At 42.0% G+C, this 23,193-nt stretch carries 35 protein-coding genes; 32 read left to right on the forward strand and 3 right to left on the reverse strand.

Annotated elements, in window-relative coordinates:
* Positions 1 to 17 precede the first annotated feature (17 nt).
* Positions 18 to 449: a DUF29 family protein gene (locus NG743_RS20105; RefSeq protein ID WP_027402113.1), complete on the reverse strand. Its 432-nt coding sequence runs from the start codon at positions 447 to 449 to the stop codon at positions 18 to 20.
* Between the two features lie 201 nt (positions 450 to 650).
* Here NG743_RS20105 and NG743_RS20110 point away from each other — a divergent pair, with 201 nt between their 5' ends.
* The 4 genes from NG743_RS20110 to NG743_RS20125 all read left to right on the forward strand — a co-directional run bounded on the left by NG743_RS20110 (position 651) and on the right by NG743_RS20125 (position 3,918).
* Positions 651 to 2,630: a bifunctional serine/threonine-protein kinase/formylglycine-generating enzyme family protein gene (locus NG743_RS20110; protein WP_257120762.1), complete on the forward strand. Its 1,980-nt coding sequence runs from the start codon at positions 651 to 653 to the stop codon at positions 2,628 to 2,630.
* A gap of 307 nt (positions 2,631 to 2,937) precedes the next feature.
* Complete coding sequence (locus NG743_RS20115) at positions 2,938 to 3,168, forward strand: hypothetical protein (protein ID WP_257120763.1); 231 nt, start codon at positions 2,938 to 2,940, stop codon at positions 3,166 to 3,168.
* Positions 3,155 to 3,457: a hypothetical protein gene (locus tag NG743_RS20120; RefSeq protein ID WP_257120764.1), complete on the forward strand. Its 303-nt coding sequence runs from the start codon at positions 3,155 to 3,157 to the stop codon at positions 3,455 to 3,457. The genes NG743_RS20115 and NG743_RS20120 overlap by 14 nt, the downstream gene beginning before the upstream one ends.
* Positions 3,458 to 3,483: 26 nt before the next feature.
* Positions 3,484 to 3,918: a DUF29 domain-containing protein gene (locus NG743_RS20125; RefSeq protein WP_257120765.1), complete on the forward strand. Its 435-nt coding sequence runs from the start codon at positions 3,484 to 3,486 to the stop codon at positions 3,916 to 3,918.
* A 43-nt stretch (positions 3,919 to 3,961) separates the two neighbouring features.
* Here the strand turns inward: NG743_RS20125 and NG743_RS20130 are convergent, their stop codons facing one another.
* Positions 3,962 to 5,044 carry an ATP-binding protein gene (locus tag NG743_RS20130; RefSeq protein WP_027402110.1) on the reverse strand — a complete coding sequence of 361 codons (1,083 nt, stop codon included), beginning with the start codon at positions 5,042 to 5,044 and terminating at the stop codon, positions 3,962 to 3,964.
* Positions 5,045 to 5,240: 196 nt separating this feature from the next.
* Here NG743_RS20130 and NG743_RS20135 point away from each other — a divergent pair, with 196 nt between their 5' ends.
* Positions 5,241 to 5,900, forward strand: coding sequence for a Uma2 family endonuclease (locus NG743_RS20135; protein ID WP_051424280.1), 660 nt, complete (start codon positions 5,241 to 5,243; stop codon positions 5,898 to 5,900).
* A gap of 52 nt (positions 5,901 to 5,952) precedes the next feature.
* On the opposite strand, the gene NG743_RS20140 is transcribed toward NG743_RS20135, so the two are convergent.
* On the reverse strand, positions 5,953 to 6,429 hold the full coding sequence (locus NG743_RS20140) for an NAD(P)H-quinone oxidoreductase subunit N (RefSeq protein WP_027402108.1): 477 nt from the start codon (positions 6,427 to 6,429) through the stop codon (positions 5,953 to 5,955).
* Positions 6,430 to 7,300: 871 nt separating this feature from the next.
* Here NG743_RS20140 and rplC point away from each other — a divergent pair.
* The 27 genes from rplC to truA all read left to right on the forward strand — a co-directional run bounded on the left by rplC (position 7,301) and on the right by truA (position 23,183).
* Positions 7,301 to 7,939, forward strand: a complete 639-nt coding sequence (rplC, locus tag NG743_RS20145; RefSeq protein WP_027402107.1) for a 50S ribosomal protein L3 — start codon at positions 7,301 to 7,303, stop codon at positions 7,937 to 7,939.
* Between the two features lie 88 nt (positions 7,940 to 8,027).
* Positions 8,028 to 8,660, forward strand: coding sequence for a 50S ribosomal protein L4 (rplD, locus tag NG743_RS20150; protein ID WP_027402106.1), 633 nt, complete (start codon positions 8,028 to 8,030; stop codon positions 8,658 to 8,660).
* Positions 8,653 to 8,970, forward strand: coding sequence for a 50S ribosomal protein L23 (locus tag NG743_RS20155; RefSeq protein WP_027402105.1), 318 nt, complete (start codon positions 8,653 to 8,655; stop codon positions 8,968 to 8,970). The genes rplD and NG743_RS20155 overlap by 8 nt, the downstream gene beginning before the upstream one ends.
* Positions 8,971 to 9,106: 136 nt before the next feature.
* The gene (gene rplB / locus NG743_RS20160; RefSeq protein ID WP_027402104.1) at positions 9,107 to 9,970 is read left to right on the forward strand and encodes a 50S ribosomal protein L2; all 864 of its coding nucleotides are present in this window, start codon (positions 9,107 to 9,109) and stop codon (positions 9,968 to 9,970) included.
* 146 nt (positions 9,971 to 10,116) lie between these two features.
* On the forward strand, positions 10,117 to 10,395 hold the full coding sequence (gene rpsS / locus NG743_RS20165; RefSeq protein WP_027402103.1) for a 30S ribosomal protein S19: 279 nt from the start codon (positions 10,117 to 10,119) through the stop codon (positions 10,393 to 10,395).
* Between the two features lie 91 nt (positions 10,396 to 10,486).
* On the forward strand, positions 10,487 to 10,846 hold the full coding sequence (gene rplV, locus NG743_RS20170; protein ID WP_027402102.1) for a 50S ribosomal protein L22: 360 nt from the start codon (positions 10,487 to 10,489) through the stop codon (positions 10,844 to 10,846).
* A gap of 57 nt (positions 10,847 to 10,903) precedes the next feature.
* Complete coding sequence (gene rpsC, locus NG743_RS20175; RefSeq protein ID WP_027402101.1) at positions 10,904 to 11,689, forward strand: 30S ribosomal protein S3; 786 nt, start codon at positions 10,904 to 10,906, stop codon at positions 11,687 to 11,689.
* A 74-nt stretch (positions 11,690 to 11,763) separates the two neighbouring features.
* Positions 11,764 to 12,189: a 50S ribosomal protein L16 gene (gene rplP, locus NG743_RS20180; protein ID WP_027402100.1), complete on the forward strand. Its 426-nt coding sequence runs from the start codon at positions 11,764 to 11,766 to the stop codon at positions 12,187 to 12,189.
* Between the two features lie 3 nt (positions 12,190 to 12,192).
* Positions 12,193 to 12,420, forward strand: a complete 228-nt coding sequence (gene rpmC / locus NG743_RS20185) for a 50S ribosomal protein L29 (protein WP_027402099.1) — start codon at positions 12,193 to 12,195, stop codon at positions 12,418 to 12,420.
* Between the two features lie 6 nt (positions 12,421 to 12,426).
* Positions 12,427 to 12,675, forward strand: a complete 249-nt coding sequence (gene rpsQ, locus NG743_RS20190; RefSeq protein ID WP_027402098.1) for a 30S ribosomal protein S17 — start codon at positions 12,427 to 12,429, stop codon at positions 12,673 to 12,675.
* A 46-nt stretch (positions 12,676 to 12,721) separates the two neighbouring features.
* The gene (gene rplN / locus NG743_RS20195; protein WP_027402097.1) at positions 12,722 to 13,090 is read left to right on the forward strand and encodes a 50S ribosomal protein L14; all 369 of its coding nucleotides are present in this window, start codon (positions 12,722 to 12,724) and stop codon (positions 13,088 to 13,090) included.
* Complete coding sequence (gene rplX / locus NG743_RS20200; RefSeq protein ID WP_027402096.1) at positions 13,090 to 13,440, forward strand: 50S ribosomal protein L24; 351 nt, start codon at positions 13,090 to 13,092, stop codon at positions 13,438 to 13,440. Before rplN ends, rplX begins: the two co-directional genes overlap by 1 nt.
* A 114-nt stretch (positions 13,441 to 13,554) precedes the next feature.
* A complete protein-coding gene (rplE, locus tag NG743_RS20205) occupies positions 13,555 to 14,103 on the forward strand; it encodes a 50S ribosomal protein L5 (RefSeq protein WP_027402095.1) in 549 nt (182 codons plus the stop codon).
* Positions 14,104 to 14,123: 20 nt separating this feature from the next.
* Positions 14,124 to 14,525: a 30S ribosomal protein S8 gene (rpsH, locus tag NG743_RS20210; RefSeq protein WP_027402094.1), complete on the forward strand. Its 402-nt coding sequence runs from the start codon at positions 14,124 to 14,126 to the stop codon at positions 14,523 to 14,525.
* An 87-nt stretch (positions 14,526 to 14,612) separates the two neighbouring features.
* A complete protein-coding gene (gene rplF / locus NG743_RS20215) occupies positions 14,613 to 15,161 on the forward strand; it encodes a 50S ribosomal protein L6 (protein ID WP_027402093.1) in 549 nt (182 codons plus the stop codon).
* A 2-nt stretch (positions 15,162 to 15,163) separates the two neighbouring features.
* The gene (gene rplR / locus NG743_RS20220) at positions 15,164 to 15,526 is read left to right on the forward strand and encodes a 50S ribosomal protein L18 (protein WP_027402092.1); all 363 of its coding nucleotides are present in this window, start codon (positions 15,164 to 15,166) and stop codon (positions 15,524 to 15,526) included.
* Between the two features lie 69 nt (positions 15,527 to 15,595).
* Positions 15,596 to 16,120: a 30S ribosomal protein S5 gene (gene rpsE, locus NG743_RS20225; protein WP_027402091.1), complete on the forward strand. Its 525-nt coding sequence runs from the start codon at positions 15,596 to 15,598 to the stop codon at positions 16,118 to 16,120.
* A 64-nt stretch (positions 16,121 to 16,184) separates the two neighbouring features.
* On the forward strand, positions 16,185 to 16,628 hold the full coding sequence (gene rplO / locus NG743_RS20230; protein ID WP_027402090.1) for a 50S ribosomal protein L15: 444 nt from the start codon (positions 16,185 to 16,187) through the stop codon (positions 16,626 to 16,628).
* A 130-nt stretch (positions 16,629 to 16,758) separates the two neighbouring features.
* A complete protein-coding gene (gene secY / locus NG743_RS20235) occupies positions 16,759 to 18,072 on the forward strand; it encodes a preprotein translocase subunit SecY (protein ID WP_027402089.1) in 1,314 nt (437 codons plus the stop codon).
* The gene (locus NG743_RS20240) at positions 18,072 to 18,626 is read left to right on the forward strand and encodes an adenylate kinase (protein ID WP_027402088.1); all 555 of its coding nucleotides are present in this window, start codon (positions 18,072 to 18,074) and stop codon (positions 18,624 to 18,626) included. The genes secY and NG743_RS20240 overlap by 1 nt, the downstream gene beginning before the upstream one ends.
* A 207-nt stretch (positions 18,627 to 18,833) precedes the next feature.
* A complete protein-coding gene (gene infA / locus NG743_RS20245; protein ID WP_006276978.1) occupies positions 18,834 to 19,058 on the forward strand; it encodes a translation initiation factor IF-1 in 225 nt (74 codons plus the stop codon).
* Positions 19,059 to 19,752: 694 nt separating this feature from the next.
* Positions 19,753 to 19,866 (forward strand): 50S ribosomal protein L36, encoded by a 114-nt coding sequence (gene rpmJ / locus NG743_RS20250; RefSeq protein ID WP_015079193.1) that lies wholly within the window; start codon positions 19,753 to 19,755, stop codon positions 19,864 to 19,866.
* Between the two features lie 106 nt (positions 19,867 to 19,972).
* The gene (rpsM, locus tag NG743_RS20255) at positions 19,973 to 20,353 is read left to right on the forward strand and encodes a 30S ribosomal protein S13 (RefSeq protein WP_027402087.1); all 381 of its coding nucleotides are present in this window, start codon (positions 19,973 to 19,975) and stop codon (positions 20,351 to 20,353) included.
* A gap of 54 nt (positions 20,354 to 20,407) precedes the next feature.
* On the forward strand, positions 20,408 to 20,803 hold the full coding sequence (gene rpsK / locus NG743_RS20260) for a 30S ribosomal protein S11 (protein WP_015079191.1): 396 nt from the start codon (positions 20,408 to 20,410) through the stop codon (positions 20,801 to 20,803).
* A 97-nt stretch (positions 20,804 to 20,900) separates the two neighbouring features.
* Complete coding sequence (locus NG743_RS20265; protein ID WP_027402086.1) at positions 20,901 to 21,845, forward strand: DNA-directed RNA polymerase subunit alpha; 945 nt, start codon at positions 20,901 to 20,903, stop codon at positions 21,843 to 21,845.
* Between the two features lie 39 nt (positions 21,846 to 21,884).
* The gene (rplQ, locus tag NG743_RS20270; protein ID WP_027402085.1) at positions 21,885 to 22,235 is read left to right on the forward strand and encodes a 50S ribosomal protein L17; all 351 of its coding nucleotides are present in this window, start codon (positions 21,885 to 21,887) and stop codon (positions 22,233 to 22,235) included.
* 84 nt (positions 22,236 to 22,319) lie between these two features.
* Complete coding sequence (truA, locus tag NG743_RS20275; protein WP_027402084.1) at positions 22,320 to 23,183, forward strand: tRNA pseudouridine(38-40) synthase TruA; 864 nt, start codon at positions 22,320 to 22,322, stop codon at positions 23,181 to 23,183.
* Positions 23,184 to 23,193: the final 10 nt, after the last annotated feature.

Raw genomic sequence — 23,193 nt, forward strand, 5'->3', positions numbered from 1 at the left:
ACTTTTTATTAGCTGCTTTAATTCTCTCCTCCCAAAATCAAATCCATAGCTTCCTGAATTACCTCATCTTGATTAACAAAATTCCCTAATTCATCTGCTGTATACCTGCCTTCAAAAGCCTCCAAAGCAGCCTTTCTTAAAGCCGATTCGTAAGCATCTTGTAAAGTTTCTAATAATTCATCCTCCTGCAAATAAAAACCCTTACCCTTGGGACGTTGATTAGTGCGTTGAATTTGCTTAACAGAATTAAAAATAGAAGTTTCCCAAAAACGAGTAGAACGTTTTTCAGCCCCTTGTTTAATCAAATGCAATAACAAAATAATCCCATAACTAAAAATCTTATTTAACTTATCAGACTTACTCATTTCCTCCAACTCTTCCACCAAATCCAAAGCTTCTAAAACTTTCCCTTCATGCAATAATTCTTTTAACATTAATAACTCTTCCATACTCCCTTTCCTCCTCTGAGTCTCTGTTGTTAAATTGGAATAAGATATATATATATATATTTTCTATGATAAGCTATGGCTATCAACGCAGCTTGACAATATATCCTGAAAATCCTCAAATCCTGGAAATCCTGATTCAGACATATTTATTTTCCGTAAATCAAGGTAGAATATCAGATAAATGTGCTACCTACCAAGATCATGAGCCTGTGCATCAATCCTAACTGCCCAAAGCCGCAAAATCCAAACAATATCCTATTTTGTGAAACCTGTAGTTCAGGCTTGTTACTACAAGGACGTTATCGGGTAATAAGTGAGTTAGGATATGGTGGCTTTGGTGTGACATTTGAGATTAATGAAGTTAGAACCAATAAAGCCAAAGTTCTCAAACGCTTAATTAATCATGACCCAAAAGCCCTAGAATTATTTAAACAAGAAGCCGAAGTTTTAAGTCAACTTCATCATCCTGGTATTCCTAAAGTAGAACCAGATGCTTATTTTGAATATTATCCCCATAACAGCCAAACCCCAATTCATTGTTTGGTAATGGAAAAAATTCAGGGAGAAGACTTACAAAAGTATATGCAAAAAAATGGGTTGCGTCCCATTAACCAAACTACAGCAATAGCATGGCTGAAAGATTTACTCATTATTTTAGAACAAGTCCATAATAAAAACTTTTTTCATCGAGATATCAAACCATCTAACATAATGTTGAGGGCTGAAAATGCTCAACTGGTATTAATTGATTTTGGCACAGTCCGCAAACTTACAACCACAGTAGTTAACCAGCAAGGTGGTGTTACAGGAATAATTTCCGCAGGTTTCACACCCTCAGAACAAATTAACAATAACGCCGTACCTCAATCTGATTTCTTTGCTTTAGGACGAACATTTGTTTATTTACTCACAGCTAAAGAACCGCTTGATCCAACAATGTATGATGCTTATAATGAGAAATTAGATTGGCGTAATCATGCACCAAAAATATCATCTATGTTCGCAGATTTGCTAGATGAGATGATGCAACGTTTATATAAAGATCGTCCTGGAAATACTCAGAAGATTTTGCAAAGGATAGCAGCAATAGAAAAATCTTTACAACCAAAACAACCACCAAAAACTATCTTTAATCGTCGTGATTTTCTACAAACTGCGGGTTTAATAGTTGGAACATTTACTATAGCAGTAGTAGGAAAAAATATATTTGGGAGTGAAAATAAAACCTCAAAACCACAAAATACAACTTCTCCAAATACTCCAACACCAGAACCTACAACATCTCCAAAACCAACCCCACAAAATACAACTTCTCCAAATACTCCAACACCAGAACCAACTCCAGAAATTACAACTCTTCCACTTAAAACCTTCAACTTTGAAGTTGTCACCACAGACGCAACTGGAAGCATCACCAACCGCCGCAACGCCAGTGCAAAATACTTCACAGAAGACTTAGGAAACGGTGTTTTCTTAGAAATGGTGGAAATCCCAGGGGGAAAATTTATCATGGGTTCACCCGCAAATGAAGCACAACGACGTTTAAATGAAAGTCCCCAACACCAAGTGACTGTTCCGAGTTTCTGTATGGGTAAATACGAATTGACACAGGCGCAGTATCAAGCTATTATGGGAGATAATCCTGCTTATTTCAAAGGCAATAACCGCCCAGTTGAAAATGTGAGTTGGAATGATGCAGTTGCTTTTTGTGAAAAGTTAAGTCAAAAAACAGGAAAAAAATACAGATTACCCAGCGAAGCCGAATGGGAGTATGCTTGTAGAGCCGGAACTACCACACCATTTTATTTTGGTGAAAGTGTTACCCCTGATTTGGTAAATTATGATGGTAATTATACTTATGCTTCTGCACCCAAAGGTCAATATCGCCAACAAACCACAGATGTAGGAACTTTTCCCTGTAACGCTTTTGGTTTGTACGATATGCACGGGAATGTTTGGGAATGGTGTCAAGATGACTATAAAGAAAATTACATAAACGCGCCTATAGATGGTAGTGCTTTAACAAGTCAGACCGCATTAAATAGACTGCTACGCGGTGGTTCGTGGGGCAGCGATCCTGATGACTGCCGTTCTGCCTTCCGCTACGGCAACGCCCACGATAACAGGCTCAGCACCTATATCGGTTTTCGCGTTGTCTGTTTTAGTGCGGAGAGGAATTAGTAGCCCCTTACACTCTTGCTTTTTTGCCCTTTTCTCTTTTTTTCTTTTCCCTTCTTAACCCACCGCCGTTAGGCGGAAAATATTTTTCTACAAAAAGCGGGTTTTGGTGTCTTCATTCGGTATAGCACACATTTTCCATTTTGTCTGAATCAGGATATCCGGGATTTAAGGATTTTCAGGATGGAAGTATCGGTAAAATGTGAAGATAACGCCATCCTGTTCATCCTCTAATCTTGTAAATCCTGATTCAGACAATAAAGTTGTAAAATGAAAGAAAGATATCAACAATTGTGTCAGAAATATCAGTATGACTACAAATATACAGTTTAAAGCCAGAGTAAATAACGGTAAAATCGAAATTCCCCTTGAGTATCAAGACGAAATACACAATGCGGAAATAGTAGAAATTGTAATTTTACAACTTCCAAAAAAGAAACACTTTCCGCAAACAGGTATGATCAACCAATTAACCGCAAATCCCATTAAGATTGCAGATTTTCAACCACTCACTAGAGAACAAGCAAATGAACGCTGGTGAGAAGACACAATACTTTATTGATTCCAATATTTGGCTTTATCGTTTTATCGTAAATACAAATGATGCCAATTCAATAAAAAAGCAACAAATAGCCAATCCTGAAAATCCTAAAATCCTGAAAATCCTGATTCAGACAAATTCCTATCCTGAAAATCCTAAAATCCTGGATATCCTGATTCAGACAAATTCCTATCCTGAAAATCCTAAAATCCTGGAAATCCTGATTCAGACAAATTCCTATCCTGAAAATCCTAAAATCCTGAAAATCCTGATTCAGACAAATAAATAATATATAGTAATTTACAGGTAAAAACCATGAATACACTGTACAATTCTGATTTTTATGGATGGACAAAAACACAAGCAAAACTACTTAGAGAAGAAAAATGGGAAACACTAGATAAACTCAACTTAATTGAAGAAATAGAAACATTGGGAAGACAAGAAAGAAGAGAATTAACCAACCTTTTAGCCTTGTTATTAGGACACTTACTAAAATGGCAATATCAACCAGAAAAACGTAGTAATAGTTGGTTAGCAACAATTCGAGAACAACGGACTCAAATCAACCGAATATTAGCAGATAGTCCCAGCTTAAAATCCTATTTAGAAGAAGCCTTTTCATTAGGTTATCAAGACGGAATTAACTTAGCAGTCAAAGAAACCAACCTACCTTATGAAACCTTTCCAGAAAATTGTCATTATGCAATCACACAAATATTAGAAACTGAATTTTTACCAGAATCATAACCTTCTTCCTTTGCGTCTTTGCGCCTTTGCGTGAGAAATAAAATTAACTCAACCGTTCCCTCAACCACAAAGCCAATAAAGGCATAGCTAACCGATAACCATGTTCAGCATCATAAATCAAACCCTTATGCTGCAACCCAGTTAACGCCCCTTGCAGACTCCCACCCCGTGAAAGTCCATGCTTTTGAATATACTCCTTACTCTGAGGTTTATCAGTAGGATCAATAGCTAAAGATTCCAATAAATGTACCTGATTTGCCGGTAACAACATCAGCAAAGATTCATAAGTCATTGATAAATCTTTCAATAATCCTGCTATAGCCTTTTGCACATCTTCCTCCCGAATTAATCCATCTGCACAACGCGACCCAGACAACCGCCGAATAATCGCCATCCCATCTCCAATATGTCCCTGTACTGCCTCTAAAAATAGCTGTAAAGCCTGACTATGACAATCAAAAGTAAAACCCTTTGTATGTAAAATTTCCCTCGCCCACAAGGCTACAACGTCCTTAGCTAAAGGCGCTAACTGAATAGTTTCTATCGGATAATTAGTATCATCTGGCTGTTGGCTAGATTCAGCAATCGTGGCTATTAATACATAACTAACATGAGGATAAGCCTTAACTTCTTTCCTAAATGTAGTTTCCCATAAACCATGACGATCCCAAGAACGAATATGGGGAAAACTTTGTAAAATCAGTAATATTCTTTGATTTAAATCAACCGCCATTATTTCCAATAAGTCTAACAAATTGGCGAATGCTTGCCATAGTTGTTCTTGTTCCAAAGAACGAATCACTTTTAGTTGAGTTTCCGAATTAAAAGTAAAAAATGCCGAAGTATTTTCATTTAACCAATTTTGAATTTTTTCCGCTTCCCAGTTTTGACTAATCGCTTCCGCTAATAGTTGTACAAATCTCTCCGCTTCCGTAGCGCGAATGCAGTCTATTTCCAAGATAACTGTATTCACCTCCTGTGCTGCACCTCTCACTAAAGTGCGTCTCCCACTACCAGGAACTCCAGTAATTAACAAATCACCATCTTTTGCCAGGATTTCAATAATCCGCTGAAACTCTACAGAACGCCCAATTAATTGTAAGGGAGTAGACAAATTTAAATTCACTCAGTTCTCGCTTTTGCGTAATATATTATAATAACTATAGGAATAATATTTGATTTATGAAAAGATACGTAGGGTGCGTCAGACCGCATAAATTCTATCAATAAACAGATTTTTAATATCTGACGCACCCTACAATACCTAATTTTTTTCAAAAATCAAATATGAGTTCTATATTAAGCTAAATTTAAAGGCAACTATGGTTAGTACAATCACTAAACCAAACAATATTACTCCAGAAACTACCCCCGCAGAACAGCGAGTAGTTTTCCACAATATCAGTTGGCAAAATTATCAGCAAATTTTAGCAGCATTAGGGCAAAGTCGTTCTTCTCGACTTATCTATGATCAAGGGACATTAGAAATTACCATGCCATTAGAAGAACATGAAAGTGCTACCAGATTAATTGAACTATTCATCCGCATTTTGGTAGTGGAAATGGGTTTGAAAATTAAAACAATGGGTTCAACTACCTTAAATCGTGATGATTTACAAAGAAGTGCTGAACCGGATAATTGTTATTACATTCAAAATCAACCTCAAGTAGTTGGAAAAAAAGTTGATTTAAACGAAGATCCACCACCCGACTTAATTGTGGAAGTAGATATTACTCATACTGACATCAATAAACTCCAGTTTTATGCCAGCATGGGTGTACCCGAATTTTGGCGTTATAACGGTGAAACATTGCAAATTTATCAACTTCAAAATCATCAATATGTTGAAGGAGAAAAAAGTCCCACATTTTCTATAATCACCAAAGAAAAACTTTATCAATTTTTGCAAGATTGCCAAATAGATGAAGTCCAAGCTGAAAAATCTTTCCGTACTTGGGTACAACAGGAAATACAGAATTAAGATATCCCCAAACAAACTGTAGGGGCGGGGGTTTCCCACCCTTACAATTCTTCTAACTAGCTAATAGTGTCTTTTCCAAAGGAGTCCAGCGGAAAGTGCGATCGCCACCTCTCTCAATTACCACTTTAACCCTTGGTTCTAACTTAGGCAAATTCATCAAATACTCAACTTCCTGATCAGAAAGAATATATCCCTCAATAATCCACAACACCAACCCCTTAGACTTAGGAGGTAATTGTGCCAAATGGGAACTGATCATTGGTGGTAAATAATATACATCACCCACAGCCGCACCACTACTATTGCTTCTTTTGCCTAAATGTGGTGGTCTGACACCATGAACTTGCGTCAGATATGCAGCCACATCACCCAGTCCTCTTGCAGTAATGTGGAGGCTAACATAGCCAGCCGCCCGTAATCGGCGCAGATACCGACCTTCATAGCCCCCTTCCAGAGGAACATAAACACCCAACGCCCCAAATTTCTCCAAATTGCGGATGAAACCGTTGCCAGTGGTAATTAGTGCCATATATTTTCTTCCTATCCCACTTAGATATCTCTATTATTCACTCTCTAGTGGTAGATTAAGTTAAATGAACCTGCATATTTTCAACAATTTTGAAAATTCACAGCCGGAACATGGGTGATTTTCCCTACCCACATCTCAGCATCCCATAACAGAGCAAAAAAATACTAGACAAAAATTAACGAATAGTTTATATTATTAGATTGTGACCGAATAGTGTAATTAGATAGCCATCTTTCTTATTTAGACTTCCTAGTTAGTCCTAGCATCTGAGTTTCTAGTTAGTTTCCCCAAAAGAATAAAACTGGCTCACTTCATAAGAGACTGCTAAACTAAAAAAGCTTTCAGGTCAAATAAAGAGCCAAAGTCATATTTAAGCTCCCACACCAAATCACTCCCGTAAATCCTAAAAAAATTAGGCAAAACCTTAAACAATAGTTTAGGGCATGAAAATAAGTAGTTCCTTAGCAATAATGTTGGTTTCATGGCATGATGTTAAGACTAAGGAAAAGGATACTGAGGGTCAATAACCACTTAAGTCCTGCTACAACGGTAGAGTGCCAAAGCAACTGCTTGGACGAAAGCATTGCTGCACACAGCGCAAAGCCATCAAGCCTCGCATTGAATTCCAGAAGTAATCCCTTCTCAATAGAGTAGGCAGTTATTCCTGTTATTGTGATTGAGTAAGTGAAAATAAACAAATTCACTAAAACAAAAGGGACAAAAACTGTTGCGTCGCCAAGAATTTGCACTGTCTAACGCCAGTCCAAATTTTAGAGGTAAAGTTTAAACTCAAGCGACAGTAGCAAAACCAGTCCCCATTCGACTTCCAGGTTTAGCCCAAAAAAATAAAACGAAAGGAGAACCAGTAACTGTGTCTGTAGGTATTCTCGGCACCAAACTGGGCATGACCCAAATCTTTGATGAAGCAGGAGTCTCTATTCCTGTTACCGTCGTCAAAGCCGGTCCATGCACCGTTACGCAAGTTAAAACGAAACAGACCGACGGTTACTCTGCCATTCAAGTTGGTTATGGCGAAGTCAAACCCAAGGCACTGAACAAACCACTGTTGGGACATTTGGCTAAATCATCCGCTCCAGCAGTCCGTCATCTGAATGAATATCGCACCGATAGCGCTGGTGATTATGCTTTAGGTCAAGAAATTAAAGCAGATATTTTTAGTGCAGGTGAAATTGTAGATGTAGTTGGTACGAGTATTGGTCGCGGTTTTGCCGGCAACCAAAAGCGGAACAACTTTGGTCGCGGTCCCATGTCACACGGTTCCAAAAACCATAGAGCGCCAGGTTCTATCGGTGCTGGTACAACCCCAGGTCGTGTTTATCCTGGTAAAAGGATGGCAGGACGTTTAGGCGGTACTCGTGTCACAATTCGCAAATTGACAGTAGTACGAGTAGATGCAGAACGCAACTTAATCCTGATTAAAGGAGCTATTCCTGGCAAACCAGGAGCCTTAGTCAGCGTCGTTCCTGCAACTATAGTTGGTAAAAAATAGTCATTTAGTCATTGCTTAGTAGTCATTGGTTAGTGACAAAAAAAGACAACCGGCAACTGACAAAAGACAACTGACAAAGGACACAAAGATGGTAGAGAGTGTAATTAAAAATTGGCAAGGAGAGCAAGTTGGAGAGACAAACTTCGACTTACGAGTTGCCAAAGAAACAACAGCGGCGCATATCGTACACCGCGCCCTAGTCAGACAAATGACCAATTCTCGCCAGGGAACTGCCAGCACCAAGACTCGTGCAGAAGTTCGCGGTGGTGGTCGTAAACCTTGGCGGCAAAAAGGCACAGGTCGCGCCCGTGCTGGTTCTATCCGTTCACCATTGTGGCGTGGAGGCGGTGTGATCTTTGGACCAAAACCCAGAGACTTCGACCTAAAAATGAACCGCAAAGAACGCCGATTGGCATTGCGGACAGCCTTTATTAGTCGTGCTGAAGATTTAATTGTTGTTGAAGAATTTAGCAACGAATTACAGCGTCCTAAAACCAAGGATCTCGTAGCAGCATTAGCTAGATGGGGCGCTGCACCAGAACAAAAAGCACTATTGATTTTGTCTGAAATTGCAGAAAACGTGCTTTTATCAGCTCGCAATATCGAAAACTTAAAACTGATTCCTGCCGACCAGTTAAACGTTTACGATTTGCTCCATGCTGACAAAATTATCGTCACATCATCAACCCTAGAGAAGATCCAGGAGGTCTACAGTGCCTAAAGTAGTTGCCACCCGTGATCTACCGGATTTAGTGCGTCGCCCCATTCTCACCGAAAAAGCGACCATGCTCATGGAACAAAACAAATACACATTTGAAGTAATTCCTAAAGCCACCAAACCACAAATTAGAGCCGCAATTGAAGACCTATTTGCAGTTAAGGTCGTCAAAATCAATACCGCTAACCCACCCCGCAAACAAAAACGGGTAGGTAGATTTATTGGATACAAACCCCAATACAAGCGAGCTATTGTTACTGTTGCTCCTGGGGACGAAGAAAAAATCAGAAAAGTTCTCTTCCCAGAAGTCTAAAAATTTTAGATTTTAAATTTTAGATTTTAGATTGGGCTAATAAATCAAGAAAATGCCAAACAACAATTAAAAATCGGAAATTGAAATCAAAAAATCCTGACTCCAAAATCAAAAATCAAAACTCCAAAACTGAACTATGGGTACTCGTTCTTATCGCCCTTATACCCCCAGTACTCGCCAAGTAATCATCTCTGACTTTGCCGAAATTACGAAAACTGAACCAGAAAAATCATTAACTGAATCAGTTCATCGTCCCAAAGGTCGGAACAATCAAGGGCGGATAACCAGCCGTCGTCGGGGTGGCGGACACAAACAACTTTACCGCATTATTGACTTCAAACGAGATAAGCGGAATATCCCGGCTACAGTTACAGCCATTGAATACGATCCTAACCGGAATGCGCGGATCGCTTTGTTGTTGTATGAAGATGGCGAAAAACGTTACATCTTGCAACCAAATGGCATGACCGTAGGCACAAAGATCATTGCTGGCCCTGAGTCACCCATCGAAGATGGTAATGCCTTACCTTTATCGAATATTCCCTTGGGTACTGGTGTTCACAACGTCGAAATGACCCCAGGTAAAGGTGGTCAAATTGTCCGTGCTGCCGGTGCAGTAGCACAAGTTGTTGCTAAAGAAGGCAACTATGTGACATTGAAGTTACCTTCAGGTGAAGTCCGGTTGATTCGGCGTGATTGCTACGCCACCATTGGACAAGTCGGTAATACAGACGCAAGAAACCTCAGTGCTGGTAAAGCTGGACGAAATCGCTGGAAAGGCCGTCGTCCCAAGGTTAGAGGTAGTGCCATGAACCCAGTGGATCACCCACATGGTGGTGGTGAAGGTAGAGCGCCTATCGGTAGATCCGGTCCTGTAACACCTTGGGGTAAACCCACTTTAGGGGCGAAGACACGTAAGCGCAAAAAAGCCAGCACTAAGTTGATTATCCGTCGTCGCCGCAAATCATCTAAACGTGGTCGTGGTGGCCGTCAGTCTTAGAATTTTAGATTTTAAATTTTGGATTTTAGATTGAGTCTATTTTTAAGTGTTCAAAGTTTTTGAAGCCTAATATTAAGACAGCTTAATTATCCAAAATCCAAAATTAAGAAATTCAAAATCCAAAATCCAAAATCCAAAATTGAACTATGGGTCGTTCTTTAAAAAAAGGTCCTTTTGTTGCTGACCATCTGCTCAAGAAAATTGAGAAGTTAAACGCAAAAGATGAAAAACAAGTGGTTAAAACTTGGTCGAGAGCTTCGACCATTTTGCCCTTGATGGTAGGTCATACTATCGCTGTTCATAATGGACGGCAGCACGTTCCTGTATTTGTCAATGAACAAATGGTAGGACATAAGTTAGGAGAATTTGCTCCTACCCGTACCTACAGAGGTCATGGCAAAAGTGACAAAAAATCAGGGAGATAGTCATTAGTCAGTAGTCAGTGGTCATTTAGTCCTCTTGCAACTGACAACCGCTGACAATAGACAACTGACAAACATAGAGTAAGTTATGAAAATGGCAACTGACACTACTGAAGTTAAGGCGATCGCCCGTTATATACGCATTTCTCCCTATAAAGTGCGCCGTGTACTTGACCAAATTCGCGGGCGTTCATACAGAGAAGCACTAATCATTCTCGAATTCATGCCCTATGGTGCTTGTGACCCTATCTTAAAGGTTCTCAGAAGTGCCGCAGCTAACGCAGAGCATAATGCTGGTTTGGACAGAGCCAGTTTGGTGATTAGTCAAGCCTATGCTGACCAAGGACCAGTGCTAAAACGGTTTCAACCCAGAGCGCAAGGTCGAGCTTACCAAATTCGCAAACCAACGTGCCATATCACTGTTGCTGTTTCCGCTGGCGCTACTGCTGAGTAAACAGCCAGACAGGCACAAAAAAATTGCGTACAGTAAGAAATTTTAGAGGAAGCTTTTGTGGGACAGAAAATTCATCCAGTCGGGTTTCGACTGGGTATAACTCAAGAACACCAATCCCGTTGGTTTGCAGAACCTGACCGTTATCCAGAACTTCTACAGGAAGACTACAAACTCCGTCAATACATTGAACAAAAACTAGGTAGATACGCTCAAAATAACGCCGGTATTTCCGAAGTGAGAATCGAGCGCAAAGCGGATCAGATTGACCTAGAAGTACGGACAGCTAGACCAGGTGTGGTTGTAGGTCGGGGTGGTCAAGGTATTGAATCATTGCGCCTTGGACTACAAGGAGCTTTGGGTGGTAATCGCCAAATTCGCATTAACGTTGTTGAAGTCCAACGAGTTGATGCTGATGCTTACCTGATTGCCGAATACATTGCTCAACAATTAGAACGTCGGGTTTCCTTCCGCCGAGTTGTGCGTCAAGCAATTCAACGCGCTCAAAGAGCAGGTGTACAAGGAATCAAAGTTCAAGTCGGTGGTCGGCTCAACGGTGCAGAAATTGCCCGCTCTGAGTGGACTCGTGAAGGTCGAGTTCCTCTCCACACCTTACGCGCTGACATTGACTATTCTGGCTGCACAGCTAAGACAATTTACGGGATTCTCGGCATTAAAGTTTGGGTATTTAAAGGAGAAATTATTCCTGGTCAGGAACAAGCTCCCGCCCAACCCGCCAGAGAACGTGACCGTGACCGTGGCGATCGTGACCGTGACCGCGAACCCCGTCGCCGACAACAACAACGTCGTCGTCAACAGTTTGAAGACCGCTCCAATGAATCCTAGTCAATGCTCAATAGTCAGTGGCAAAAAAACTGACAACTGACAACTGACAACTGACAACCGACAACTGACAAATCATGTTAAGTCCTAGAAGAACTAAATTCCGCAAACAACAACGCGGACGCATGGAAGGTCTTGCCAGCCGAGGCAGTACCCTCAACTTTGGGGATTTTGGACTCCAAGCCCAAGAACCATCTTGGATTACCTCACGGCAAATCGAGGCTTCCCGTCGGGCAATGACTCGGTATATTCGCCGGGGTGGCAAAATCTGGATTCGGATTTTCCCTGACAAACCAATCACCATGCGTCCTGCTGAAACCCGGATGGGTTCTGGTAAAGGTAACCCAGAATTTTGGGTAGCCGTAGTCAAGCCAGGCCGGATCATGTTTGAAATTGGCGGCGTTACTGAAGAAATTGCCCGCGAAGCTATGCGATTGGCTGACGCTAAGTTACCAATTAAGACCAAATTTATTGTGCGCTCTCAACCACAGGAGCAGGAGTAGGTTATGCCTCTTCCCAAGATTGCGGAAGCTAGAGAATTAAATGACGAAAGACTGGCCGAGGAAATTGTCGCCGTTAAGAGACAATTGTTCCAGTTGCGCTTGCAAAAAGCCACAAGACAACTAGAAAAGCCTCACCAGTTCAAACACGCACGCCATCGTCTCTCCCAATTGCTGACAGTAGAAGGAGAACGGAAACGGGCAGCAAGTCTTTCAGACCAAGAGCAAAAGTAGGAAATTATGGCAGTCAAAGAACGAGTTGGCTTGGTAGTGAGCGATAAAATGCAAAAAACTGTGGTAGTAGCCATAGAAAACCGCGCTCCTCACCCCAAGTACGGCAAAATCGTAGTTCAAACCCGCCGCTATAAAGTTCACGACGAAGAAAATACCTGTAAAACAGGCGATCGCGTGCGGATTCAAGAAACCAGACCTCTGAGCAAAACCAAGCGTTGGCAAGTTGCAGAAATTCTGAACACCAAAGCTACATAGTAAACAGTTGTATTAACTTACAACGACCCCAAAAGAGAGACCAGTTGTGATTCAACCCCAATCTTATCTGAATGTCGCAGATAATAGCGGTGCTAAAAAACTAATGTGCATCCGCGTATTAGGTGCAGGTAACCGCCGTTATGGTGGCGTAGGCGATAGAATTATCGCTGTTGTCAAAGAGTCTTCACCCAACATGGCTGTCAAAAAGTCTGATGTTGTAGAAGCAGTAATCGTCCGAACACGTAAAGCAATAAGTCGTGATAGCGGTATGTGCATCCGTTTTGACGATAACGCCGCAGTGATTATCAATAAAGAAGGTAATCCTAGAGGTACAAGGGTATTTGGACCTGTAGCTCGAGAACTGCGCGATAAAAACTTTACTAAAATTGTTTCTCTGGCTCCGGAGGTGCTGTAATGGCAAAGCGCCCACAACCCAAAGTTTTTCATAAAATGCACGTCAAAACTGGTGATACTGTGCAAGTCATCGCTGGCAAAGATAAAGGTAAAGTTGGTGAAGTGATTAAAGCACTACCACAACTGAGCAAAGTTCTTGTCAAAGGTGTCAACATTAAAACCAAGCACGTGAAACCCCAGCAGGAAGGCGAATCAGGGCAAATAGTCACCCAGGAGTACCCCATTCATAGCTCCAATGTGATGCTCTATTCCACCAAGCAAAACGTTGCTAGTCGTGTCTGCTACACTTTCACCGCCGAAGGCAAGAAAGTGAGAATGCTCAAAAAAACAGGTGAGATTTTAGATAAATAAGCTGGTGAATTAGGATGAGATTTTAGCTTTTTAACTCAAAATCTCAAATCCAAAATCCAAAATCCAAAATCTAAAATTCCCTGACCAAGACCAGGGGATAACAGGACAAACACTATGGCCATAACACGACTTAAAACCGTATATCAAGAGACAATTACTCCCAAATTAATTAATCAGTTTCAATACACCAACGTGCATCAAGTGCCGAAGGTGATTAAAGTAACTATCAACAGAGGTTTGGGAGAAGCTGCTCAAAACGCTAAATCACTAGAGGCATCCATCAGCGAAATAGCCCTGATTACTGGACAAAAACCTGTGGTAACACGGGCAAAGAAAGCGATCGCCGGCTTTAAAATTCGTCAAGGTATGCCCGTCGGGATTATGGTGACACTAAGAGGCGAACGGATGTACGCTTTTTTAGATCGTCTGATTAACCTGACACTACCCAGAATCAGAGACTTTCGCGGTGTCAGCCCCAAAAGCTTTGACGGCCGTGGCAACTACACTCTGGGTGTGCGCGAACAGCTAATTTTTCCAGAAGTGGAATATGACAGAATCGATCAAGTCCGGGGTTTAGATATTTCTATCATCACCACGGCAAAAACCGACGAAGAGGGCCGCGCCTTACTTAAGGAAATGGGAATGCCCTTTCGCGATCAATAAGTTCATCTAAAGAGGGAACGATGGCGGCTAACGACACAATTGCAGATATGCTGACGCGCATCCGCAATGCCAATATGGCAAGGCATCAAACTACGCAAGTACCAGCTACAAAGATGACTCGTAGTATTGCCAAGGTACTGCGAGAAGAAGGCTTCATTGCGGAAGTTGAAGAAGCAGGAGAAGGAATTAAGCGGAACCTAGTTATTTCCCTGAAATACAAAGGTAAAAATCGCCAACCCCTAATCACTGCCCTAAAACGAGTGAGTAAACCAGGTTTGCGTGTTTACTCCAATAGAAAAGAACTACCAAGAGTGCTAGGCGGTATCGGTATTGCCATTATTTCTACATCCAGTGGGATTATGACTGACCGCGAAGCACGCCGCCAAAATCTAGGCGGTGAAGTGCTTTGCCACGTTTGGTAGTCGTCATTGGTCATTGGTCATTGGTCAGTGGCAAAACAACCAACAACTGACAACTGACAAAAAACAACTGACAAAGAACAAAAAATCATGTCTCGTATTGGTAAACGTCCAATTACCATTCCCGCCAAAGTGCAAGTGGCGATTGATGGTGTCAAAGTAGTGGTGAAAGGTCCCAAAGGTGAACTTTCCCGTCAACTACCTAACAATGTCATACTCTCCTTAGATGGAGAAACATTGCTAGTTACTCGTCGTGATGAAACCCGCACCTCCAGACAAATGCACGGTCTGAGCCGCACCTTAGTGGCCAATATGGTGGAGGGAGTATCCCAGGGTTTTCAACGTCGCTTGGAAATTCAAGGGGTTGGTTATCGCGCCCAACTTGAAGGCCGTAACCTAGTTTTAAATATGGGTTATAGCCATAAAGTGCAAATTGAACCACCAGAAGGAATTCAATTTGCAGTAGAAGGTACTACTAATGTCATAGTCAGCGGTTATGACAAAGAAATTGTAGGAAATACAGCAGCTAAAATTCGTGCAGTCCGTCCCCCTGAACCTTACAAAGGTAAAGGTATTCGCTATGCAGGTGAAGTGGTCAGACGCAAAGCTGGTAAGACTGGTAAGGGTGGTAAGAAGTAAACATGAAACTTACACGCAAAGAATCAAAACAACGTCGTCATCGGCGCGTTCGGGGCAAAGTCAAAGGTTCTCCAGAACGTCCACGTTTGGCTATATTTCGATCCAATGAGCATATTTATGCTCAGGTAATTGATGATACCAAGCAAGAAACTATAGTTGCCGCATCAACCGTAGAACCAGAATTGAAATCTAACGTAGTTTCTGGTGCTAACTGTGACGCATCAGTGCAAGTTGGTAAATTGGTAGCTGTACGCGCCCTAGAAAAAGGCATCACTAAAGTCGTTTTTGACCGTGGTGGCAACCTTTATCATGGTCGCATTAAAGCACTGGCTGAGGCGGCACGCGAAGCTGGTCTAGATTTCTAAGTCCGTCAGTAGTCAGTAGCAACTGACAACTGACAACTGACAACTGACAACTAAAAGAGAGCATTGATTATGGTAACCGGTCGTCGTAAAGCAAGCCGTACAAAAAAAGAAGAAACCACCTGGCAAGAGCGAGTTATCCAAATCCGCCGGGTGAGTAAAGTCGTCAAAGGTGGTAAAAAACTCAGCTTCCGTGCCATTGTCGTCGTCGGTAATGAACGAGGACAAGTGGGAGTCGGAGTTGGTAAGGCATCAGATGTAATTGGTGCAGTTAAAAAAGGTGTCGCTGATGGTAAAAAGCATCTAATTGACATCCCTATCACTAAATCCAATTCCATTCCTCACCCCATTGATGGTATCGGTGGCGGAGCTAAAGTCATGATGCGCCCCGCCGCACCAGGTACAGGGGTAATTGCCGGGGGTGCTGTACGGACTGTACTAGAGTTAGCAGGAATACGTAATATCCTTGCTAAACAACTAGGTTCAAATAACCCTTTGAACAACGCCAGAGCCGCAGTTAATGCTCTATCTACCCTGCGGACATTAAGTGAAGTTGCTGAAGATCGCGGTATCGCCATTGAGAAACTCTATATTTAGTCACCCTTTGTATCAGATTCTCAATCTAAAATCCAAAATCTAAAATCTAAAATCCCAAATCAAAATGAGACTTAATGATGTTAAGCCCCAAAAAGGCTCTAAAAAACGCCGTAAGCGTGTAGGTAGAGGTATTTCTGCTGGACAAGGTGCTAGTGCTGGTCTAGGGATGCGGGGTCAAAAATCCCGTTCCGGTAGTGGCACAAGACCAGGTTTTGAAGGTGGTCAACAGCCATTGTACCGCCGGATACCTAAACTCAAGGGCTTCCCTCTGATTAACCGGAGAATTTACACTACGATTAATGTAGAGAAATTAGCTAACTTGCCTGCTAACTCAGAAGTAACATTGGAATCCTTAAAAGCGGCGGGTATCTTAACCACTGTTAAAGGTGAATTGAAAATTTTGGGTAATGGGGAATTGAATGTTCCTCTTCAGGTAAAAGCCGCTGCTTTCACAGGTCAAGCTCGGATTAAAATTGAAGCCGCCGGTGGGAGTTGTGAAACTGTATAAAAGATGAGGGGTAAGGACTGCCCATAACCTCGTGATTGGGGGGAAGAGGTTATTGTTTACAAGATACCTTAATCATCTTCATCATCATGAATCACGTAAATCATAGTTAGGACTTCAAAGGTAAAACTCTATGATCAGTCGAGACAAAGCCCCAACGGCTCAAGAAACTTTTATGCAGATGGCGCAAGCAGCCGGACTGAGAGGTAGGCTGCTTGTAACTGTCGGTATTTTAATTTTGGTTCGCTTGGGGATATTTTTGCCTGTTCCAGGAATTGATAGACCTAAGTTTGCTGAGGCTATATCGGGCAACAATTCCATCTTCGGTTTATTGGATATATTCTCTGGGCGGGGACTCTCTACTTTGGGTATCTTTGCTTTGGGGATTTTGCCCTTTATTAATGCCTCCATTATCATCCAATTGCTCACTGCGGCTCTGCCATCTTTAGAAAATCTCCAGAAAAATGAAGGGGAAGCAGGTCGGCGGAAAATATCACAAATTACCCGCTATGTGACTGTAGTTTGGGCAATTATTCAAAGTGTAGCTTTTTCGGCATTATTCCTCCAACAATTTGCTCTCAACCCAGGTCCAATATTTGTCGCAGAAACTGCGATCGCCCTTACTGCTGGTTCAATGTTCGTTATGTGGGCATCGGAACTGATTACTGAACGGGGGATTGGCAATGGTGCATCTTTGTTGATTTTTGTCAACATTGTGGCTTCTTTACCCAAATCTCTGGGCGATACCATTGACTTGGTACAAGTTGGTGGACGGGAAATTGTTGGGCGTGTCATCGTCCTTGTACTAGTTTTTATGTTCACAATCGTGGGTATTGTGTTCGTACAGGAAGGAATGCGCCGCATCCCTATTATTTCTGCTCGTCGTCAAGTAGGCAGAAGAGTTTTAGCAGAACAGCGGAGTTATTTGCCCTTACGGCTTAATTCTGGCGGAGTAATGCCGATTATTTTCGCAGCCGCAATCCTGAGTTTGCCACTTTTAGTCGCAAATTTCACTAAAAATCCTGAATTAGCAAACATTGTTAATACCTATTTAAGTCCTGGTGGTTCTGCACCTTGGGTATATGCCCTCGTTTACTTAACTTCCATTGTTTTCTTCAGTTACTTCTATTCTTCGTTGATTCTCAACCCAGTAGACGTGGCTCAGAATTTGAAAAAAATGGGTTCTAGCATTCCCGGTATTCGTCCTGGAAAAGCTACTAGTGAGTATATCGAAAAGGTCACAAACCGACTGACTTTTTTAGGGGCTATCTTTTTAGGTTTAGTGGCAATTATTCCCACAGCCGTAGAAAGTGCCTTAAAAGTTCCCACATTTAAAGGTTTGGGTGCGACATCTTTGTTGATTTTAGTTGGTGTGGCAATTGATACGGCTAAACAAATCCAAACTTACGTTATCTCTCAGCGATATGAAGGAATGGTGAAACAATAGTGACGCGATTAATCTTCTTGGGACCACCGGGTGCTGGTAAAGGAACTCAAGCTCAAACCTTGGCTGCATTTTTGCAGATTCCCCATATTTCTACAGGTGACATTTTACGCCAAGCTATTCAAGACAAAACAAATTTGGGCATACAAGCCCAAAGTTTTATGGATAAAGGCGAATTAGTCCCCGACAAATTAGTAGAAGATATGGTTGAAGAACGCCTGAAACAACCAGATGCTAAAACAGGTTGGATTTTAGATGGCTTTCCTCGTAAAGTTACACAAGCAGAGTTTCTAGTAGCATTACTCACAAGTCTAGGACAGGGTGGTGAAAAAGTAGTCAATCTGGATGCACCAGATGAAACTGTTATTACCCGGTTACTAGGACGCGGACGAAAAGATGATACTGAAGAAGTAATTCGTCGGCGCTTGGAGGTTTACCGTGATGACACTGCACCCTTAATTAACTATTACAGCGATCGCCAAAAACTCCTCACAGTCAACGGTAATCAGTCCCAAGAAGAAGTTTTTACTGATTTGAAAAATATCATAGCTGCTTAAAGAAACTCAGGGGTAGCGGTCTATGTCGGCAGTAAGAAAAAACCAAATTTCCCATTGTCTATTACCTCGCCCCTATCTTCCAAGCCAGGCACAAGTCAATTTTAGCTAAGATGTATTAATAAACTGTTGATATTTTCTCTAATTGTGTTCTTGATGCCCATGAAAGTGTACAAGGACAATAGGAGATTGTTGAGTTGAGGAAAAAACTTGTCTAAGCAAGATCTAATCGAAATGGAAGGGACTGTCACCGAATCGTTGCCTAATGCAATGTTTCGTGTTGACTTAGATAACGGCTTTAATGTCCTAGCACACATTTCTGGGAAAATTCGCCGTAATTACATCAAGATTTTACCTGGCGATCGCGTCAAAGTTGAATTAACACCTTACGACTTAACCAAAGGTAGAATCACCTATCGCCTGCGGAAGAAATAAATCTATAGCAGGAGTCACCGAGTCACCGAGTCACCGAGTCAGGAGCTAAAAACCCTTGATGCTTGGTTTTTGGTTGAAATTTTGTACTTAGTTCACCTGCAATCTGCTGTATTTAGAAAATCCTACCATAAATCAATTGGTCTTTTTCTAGTTACATAACTGAAATATTTCTTCTAGAAATGCTATAATTTACTATTTGGAGTCAATTTTAAAAGGCGTTAGTAACTCAGCCCTAAAAAGGACTGAGCTTGTAAGAAATTGCAAGCTGTACTGACCAGTCTAAGTCTTAACTGACTACGTTTTTTGAGTCACGACACCCTGGAATGCGTAGCTAGTTCCCTGCTCTGTCATTTGCAATTAAACAGTTTTAAAGTCACTGAAACAGTGTTGCAAGTCTAAAAAGCTCTTAAAACATTGACGTTCGCGCAGCGTGCCGTAGGCATCAGCTAACATTACCCCAGAAATGGGAGGCTCTTTGGAGCAAAACATTATGCGTACAGAGTTGGGAAATTTGAATCGGTAATTGTCCCGTTGAAAGTACATCACAAAAGTACCCCGAATTTCTTGATTCCAAGGCGGTAATGACAAAATATTCAAGGCGGTTAAAACCGCACAATTCGTGGCTGGTGAGCCATGTCGAACCATCCCTCTCAGCACGCTTTGTGACTGAGTTTCCCACGTACCACAAGGTCTTATGAAAGTCAGAGCCTCAGTTAAGAAAATTTGTGAAAAGTGCAGCGTGATCAAGCGTCGTGGTCGCGTAATGGTGATTTGTGAAAATCCCAAACACAAACAACGCCAAGGATAGAAACTATCTATCAAAGCAAAGTTAAAACCGCGACAATTAACCGGACAGGAAAAAACTATCGCGCTTTGCTAACTGCAACTACGAAAACAATAGGGAGAGATTCATTGTGGCACGGATTTCCGGAGTAGACCTTCCCCGCGATAAGCGTATTGAAATCGGTCTAACATACATTTACGGAATTGGCTTAACTAGATCACATCAAATTCTCGCAGCGACTGGTGTTAACCCAGATACCCGCGTCAAAGAACTGTCCGATGCTGATGTGGCAGCCCTCAGAGGAGAAATCGAAAGCAACTATCAAGTTGAAGGAGATTTACGCCGTTTAGAAGGACTAAATATTAAGCGTTTAGTTGATATTGGCTGTTACAGAGGTCGGAGACACCGCATGGGCTTACCAGTGCGTGGACAAAGAACCCGTACCAACGCTAGAACCAGACGTGGTAGAAGACAGACAGTGGCTGGTAAGAAGAAAGCCCCTGGTAAATAATTTCTCTAAACTTGCTGCAATTGGCAAGTTGTACCTTAAATTCACTAAAGAAATATGGCCAGACAACCAACAAAAAAATCCGGGAGCAAAAAGCAGAAACGGAACGTACCCAATGGGGTTGCCTACATTCAGTCTACCTTCAACAATAGCATTGTCACAATTACCGATCAAAATGGAGATGTTATCTCCTGGGCAAGTGCTGGTTCTAGTGGATTTAAAGGGGCAAAAAAGGGAACACCCTTTGCCGCACAAACCGCTGCTGAAAGCGCAGCTAGACGAGCCACAGACCAAGGAATGCGGCAAATCGAAGTTATGGTGAGTGGTCCTGGTGCAGGTAGAGAAACCGCGATTCGAGCGCTTCAAGGTGCAGGATTAGAAATTACACTCATTCGGGATATTACCCCAATTCCCCACAACGGTTGCCGTCCACCCAAGCGCCGTCGAGTTTAAGCTTTTCTCATCTAACAGTTAACTGTCAACTTTTGACTGTTGACTGTTGACTTTTGACTTTTGAATTTTGACTTTACGAAGTGAGGGAGGCTACTCCGTGGCGCAGTTTCAAATTGAATGTGTAGAGTCTAATGCTGAGGAAAGTCGGAGCTATTACAGTAAGTTCGTTCTAGAACCCCTAGATCGCGGTCAAGGGACAACTGTTGGCAACGCGTTGCGGCGGGTTCTACTTTCTAACTTAGAAGGAACATCAGTGACAGCAGTGAGAATTGCTGGTGTCAGTCATGAGTTTGCGACAGTTCCGGGGGTAAGGGAAGACGTACTGGAAATGCTCATGCGAATGAAGGATGTCATTCTCAAGAGTTATTCTTCTCAACCCCAAATTGGTCGGTTACTCGTTAACGGACCGGCAACAGTAACTGTGGCACATTTCGATTTACCTAGTGAAGTAGAAGTGATTGACCCGACCCAGTATATCGCCACCATCGCCGAGGGTGGAAAACTGGAAATGGAATTTCGGATTGAGCGAGGCAAAGGCTACCGGACTGTAGAACGAGGCAGAGAAGAAGCCACATCTTTGGATTTTCTCCAAATTGACTCAGTGTTTATGCCCGTACGAAAGGTCAACTATAGTGTTGAAGAAACTCGTGACGATGGCTTTTTGAAAGATAGACTTCTTTTGGAAGTATGGACTAATGGTAGTATTTCTCCTCAAGAAGCACTATCATCTGCTGCTGGAATTTTGGTAGATTTATTTAACCCATTAAAAGATATCTCCTTAGAACCAACAGACACAGGTTCAGATATCCCCGATGATCCTACCGCACAAATTCCCATTGAAGAGTTACAGTTATCTGTTAGAGCTTATAACTGTCTAAAACGCGCCCAAGTAAATTCCGTAGCCGACTTATTGGATTACACCCAAGAAGACCTTTTAGAAATCAAAAACTTTGGTCAAAAGTCAGCGGAAGAAGTAGTGGAAGCTTTACAGCGTCGCTTAGGTATCACTTTACCTCAAGAAAGAAGCTCTAAGCCTAGCTAAATCAAAACCCAATAAATGAAACTTCATTAGTGCATTGTTATGCGTCATCGTTGCCGAGTCAAACAACTTAGTAAACCAGCGGATCAACGTCGCGCTCTTCTCAGAGCTTTGACAACAGAGTTGGTACGTCATGGTCGAATTACTACAACTTTAATCAGAGCTAAAGTTGTCCGCAGTGAAGTAGATAAAATGATTACCCTAGCTAAAGACGGCTCTTTAGCATCTCGTCGCAAGGCACTGGGTTATATCTACGACAAAACCCTGGTTCATGCACTATTCGAGCAAGCTCCTACCCGGTATGCTAACCGTCAAGGTGGTTATACTCGCATTTTGCATACCGTCCCCCGTCGCGGTGATCATGCTGAAATGGCGATTATTGAACTAGTTTAAAGTTATTGGTTATTAGTCATTGGTCATTGGTAAATAGCAAAGAAAAACCACTGACAACTGACAATTGACAACTGACAAACAACTATGTTAGAAAGCCGCCAGCAAAATCAGACTCAGCGAGTAGCCTTAGTTATTCAGTACATAGGTACTCACTTTCACGGCTGGCAAAGACAAAAAGGACAGCGCACTGTTCAAGAAGAGATAGAAACAGCTATAGCCACTGTTCTGGGGTATCATGTGACACTACACGGAGCAGGTAGAACTGATTCTGGAGTCCATGCTGCCGCTCAAGTAGCCCATTTCCAAGCTACAAGTTTAATTCCTGCTCATAGGTGGGCAAAAGTCCTCAATGGCTACTTGCCCCCAGGTATATTAATTAGGGCATCAGCAGGTGTAAGTGAAAGTTGGCACGCTCGTTTTAGCGCAATTTACCGACGATATCGCTACACTATCTACACTGAGGAGTTACCGAATTTATTCGTACAACCTTTCAGTTGGCATTATTATTATGCCCCTTTAGATGCAGCCTTAATTACGTCTGCCTTAAAACCACTGCTGGGAAAACACCATTTATCTGCTTTTGAACGGGCTGGGTCAGCGCGATCGCATTCCTGGGTAGAAGTGCAAGCAGTAGAATGTCGTAGGAGTGGATCATTTATCCATATTGAAATTCAGGCTGATGGATTTTTATATGGCATGGTGCGGCTGTTGATAGGAATGGTAGTACAAGTAGGTTCTGGTCAGCGGACTCTAGATGACTTCACTGATATCTGGCAACAGGAACGTCGGGAAGAAGTGAAATATTCTGCACCTGCTCACGGGTTATGCTTGTTGAGAGTCGGTTATCCCGATTTTCCCTTTCCGCCAAAAATTTGGTATGACACCCAACCATACCTAGTCATGAATAATCAATGTCTAAACTATGATTTTCATGATTTGTGTGATTAAGATGATTAAG

Source organism: Dolichospermum heterosporum TAC447 (assembly GCF_024584745.1).
GTDB classification, from domain to species: domain Bacteria; phylum Cyanobacteriota; class Cyanobacteriia; order Cyanobacteriales; family Nostocaceae; genus Dolichospermum; species Dolichospermum heterosporum.

Bases quoted from the DNA above. Each gene is read 5' to 3' on its own strand.
- secY (WP_027402089.1), top strand. From the start codon at position 16,759: ATGATCAGTCGAGACAAAGCCCCAACGGCTCAAGAAACTTTTATGCAG.
- rpsS (WP_027402103.1), top strand. From the start codon at position 10,117: ATGGGTCGTTCTTTAAAAAAAGGTCCTTTTGTTGCTGACCATCTGCTC.
- rplD (WP_027402106.1), top strand. From the start codon at position 8,028: ATGGTAGAGAGTGTAATTAAAAATTGGCAAGGAGAGCAAGTTGGAGAG.
- rplB (WP_027402104.1), top strand. From the start codon at position 9,107: ATGGGTACTCGTTCTTATCGCCCTTATACCCCCAGTACTCGCCAAGTA.
- NG743_RS20135 (WP_051424280.1), top strand. From the start codon at position 5,241: ATGGTTAGTACAATCACTAAACCAAACAATATTACTCCAGAAACTACC.
- rpsK (WP_015079191.1), top strand. From the start codon at position 20,408: ATGGCCAGACAACCAACAAAAAAATCCGGGAGCAAAAAGCAGAAACGG.
- rplR (WP_027402092.1), top strand. From the start codon at position 15,164: ATGAAACTTACACGCAAAGAATCAAAACAACGTCGTCATCGGCGCGTT.
- rpmJ (WP_015079193.1), top strand. From the start codon at position 19,753: ATGAAAGTCAGAGCCTCAGTTAAGAAAATTTGTGAAAAGTGCAGCGTG.
- NG743_RS20110 (WP_257120762.1), top strand. From the start codon at position 651: ATGAGCCTGTGCATCAATCCTAACTGCCCAAAGCCGCAAAATCCAAAC.
- rplQ (WP_027402085.1), top strand. From the start codon at position 21,885: ATGCGTCATCGTTGCCGAGTCAAACAACTTAGTAAACCAGCGGATCAA.
- rpsE (WP_027402091.1), top strand. From the start codon at position 15,596: ATGGTAACCGGTCGTCGTAAAGCAAGCCGTACAAAAAAAGAAGAAACC.
- rpsQ (WP_027402098.1), top strand. From the start codon at position 12,427: ATGGCAGTCAAAGAACGAGTTGGCTTGGTAGTGAGCGATAAAATGCAA.
- NG743_RS20125 (WP_257120765.1), top strand. From the start codon at position 3,484: ATGAATACACTGTACAATTCTGATTTTTATGGATGGACAAAAACACAA.
- NG743_RS20120 (WP_257120764.1), top strand. From the start codon at position 3,155: ATGAACGCTGGTGAGAAGACACAATACTTTATTGATTCCAATATTTGG.
- rplF (WP_027402093.1), top strand. From the start codon at position 14,613: ATGTCTCGTATTGGTAAACGTCCAATTACCATTCCCGCCAAAGTGCAA.
- NG743_RS20140 (WP_027402108.1), bottom strand. From the start codon at position 6,429: ATGGCACTAATTACCACTGGCAACGGTTTCATCCGCAATTTGGAGAAA.
- NG743_RS20115 (WP_257120763.1), top strand. From the start codon at position 2,938: ATGACTACAAATATACAGTTTAAAGCCAGAGTAAATAACGGTAAAATC.
- NG743_RS20105 (WP_027402113.1), bottom strand. From the start codon at position 449: ATGGAAGAGTTATTAATGTTAAAAGAATTATTGCATGAAGGGAAAGTT.
- rpmC (WP_027402099.1), top strand. From the start codon at position 12,193: ATGCCTCTTCCCAAGATTGCGGAAGCTAGAGAATTAAATGACGAAAGA.
- rplE (WP_027402095.1), top strand. From the start codon at position 13,555: ATGGCCATAACACGACTTAAAACCGTATATCAAGAGACAATTACTCCC.
- rplP (WP_027402100.1), top strand. From the start codon at position 11,764: ATGTTAAGTCCTAGAAGAACTAAATTCCGCAAACAACAACGCGGACGC.
- rplX (WP_027402096.1), top strand. From the start codon at position 13,090: ATGGCAAAGCGCCCACAACCCAAAGTTTTTCATAAAATGCACGTCAAA.
- rplO (WP_027402090.1), top strand. From the start codon at position 16,185: ATGAGACTTAATGATGTTAAGCCCCAAAAAGGCTCTAAAAAACGCCGT.
- rpsH (WP_027402094.1), top strand. From the start codon at position 14,124: ATGGCGGCTAACGACACAATTGCAGATATGCTGACGCGCATCCGCAAT.
- rplV (WP_027402102.1), top strand. From the start codon at position 10,487: ATGGCAACTGACACTACTGAAGTTAAGGCGATCGCCCGTTATATACGC.
- truA (WP_027402084.1), top strand. From the start codon at position 22,320: ATGTTAGAAAGCCGCCAGCAAAATCAGACTCAGCGAGTAGCCTTAGTT.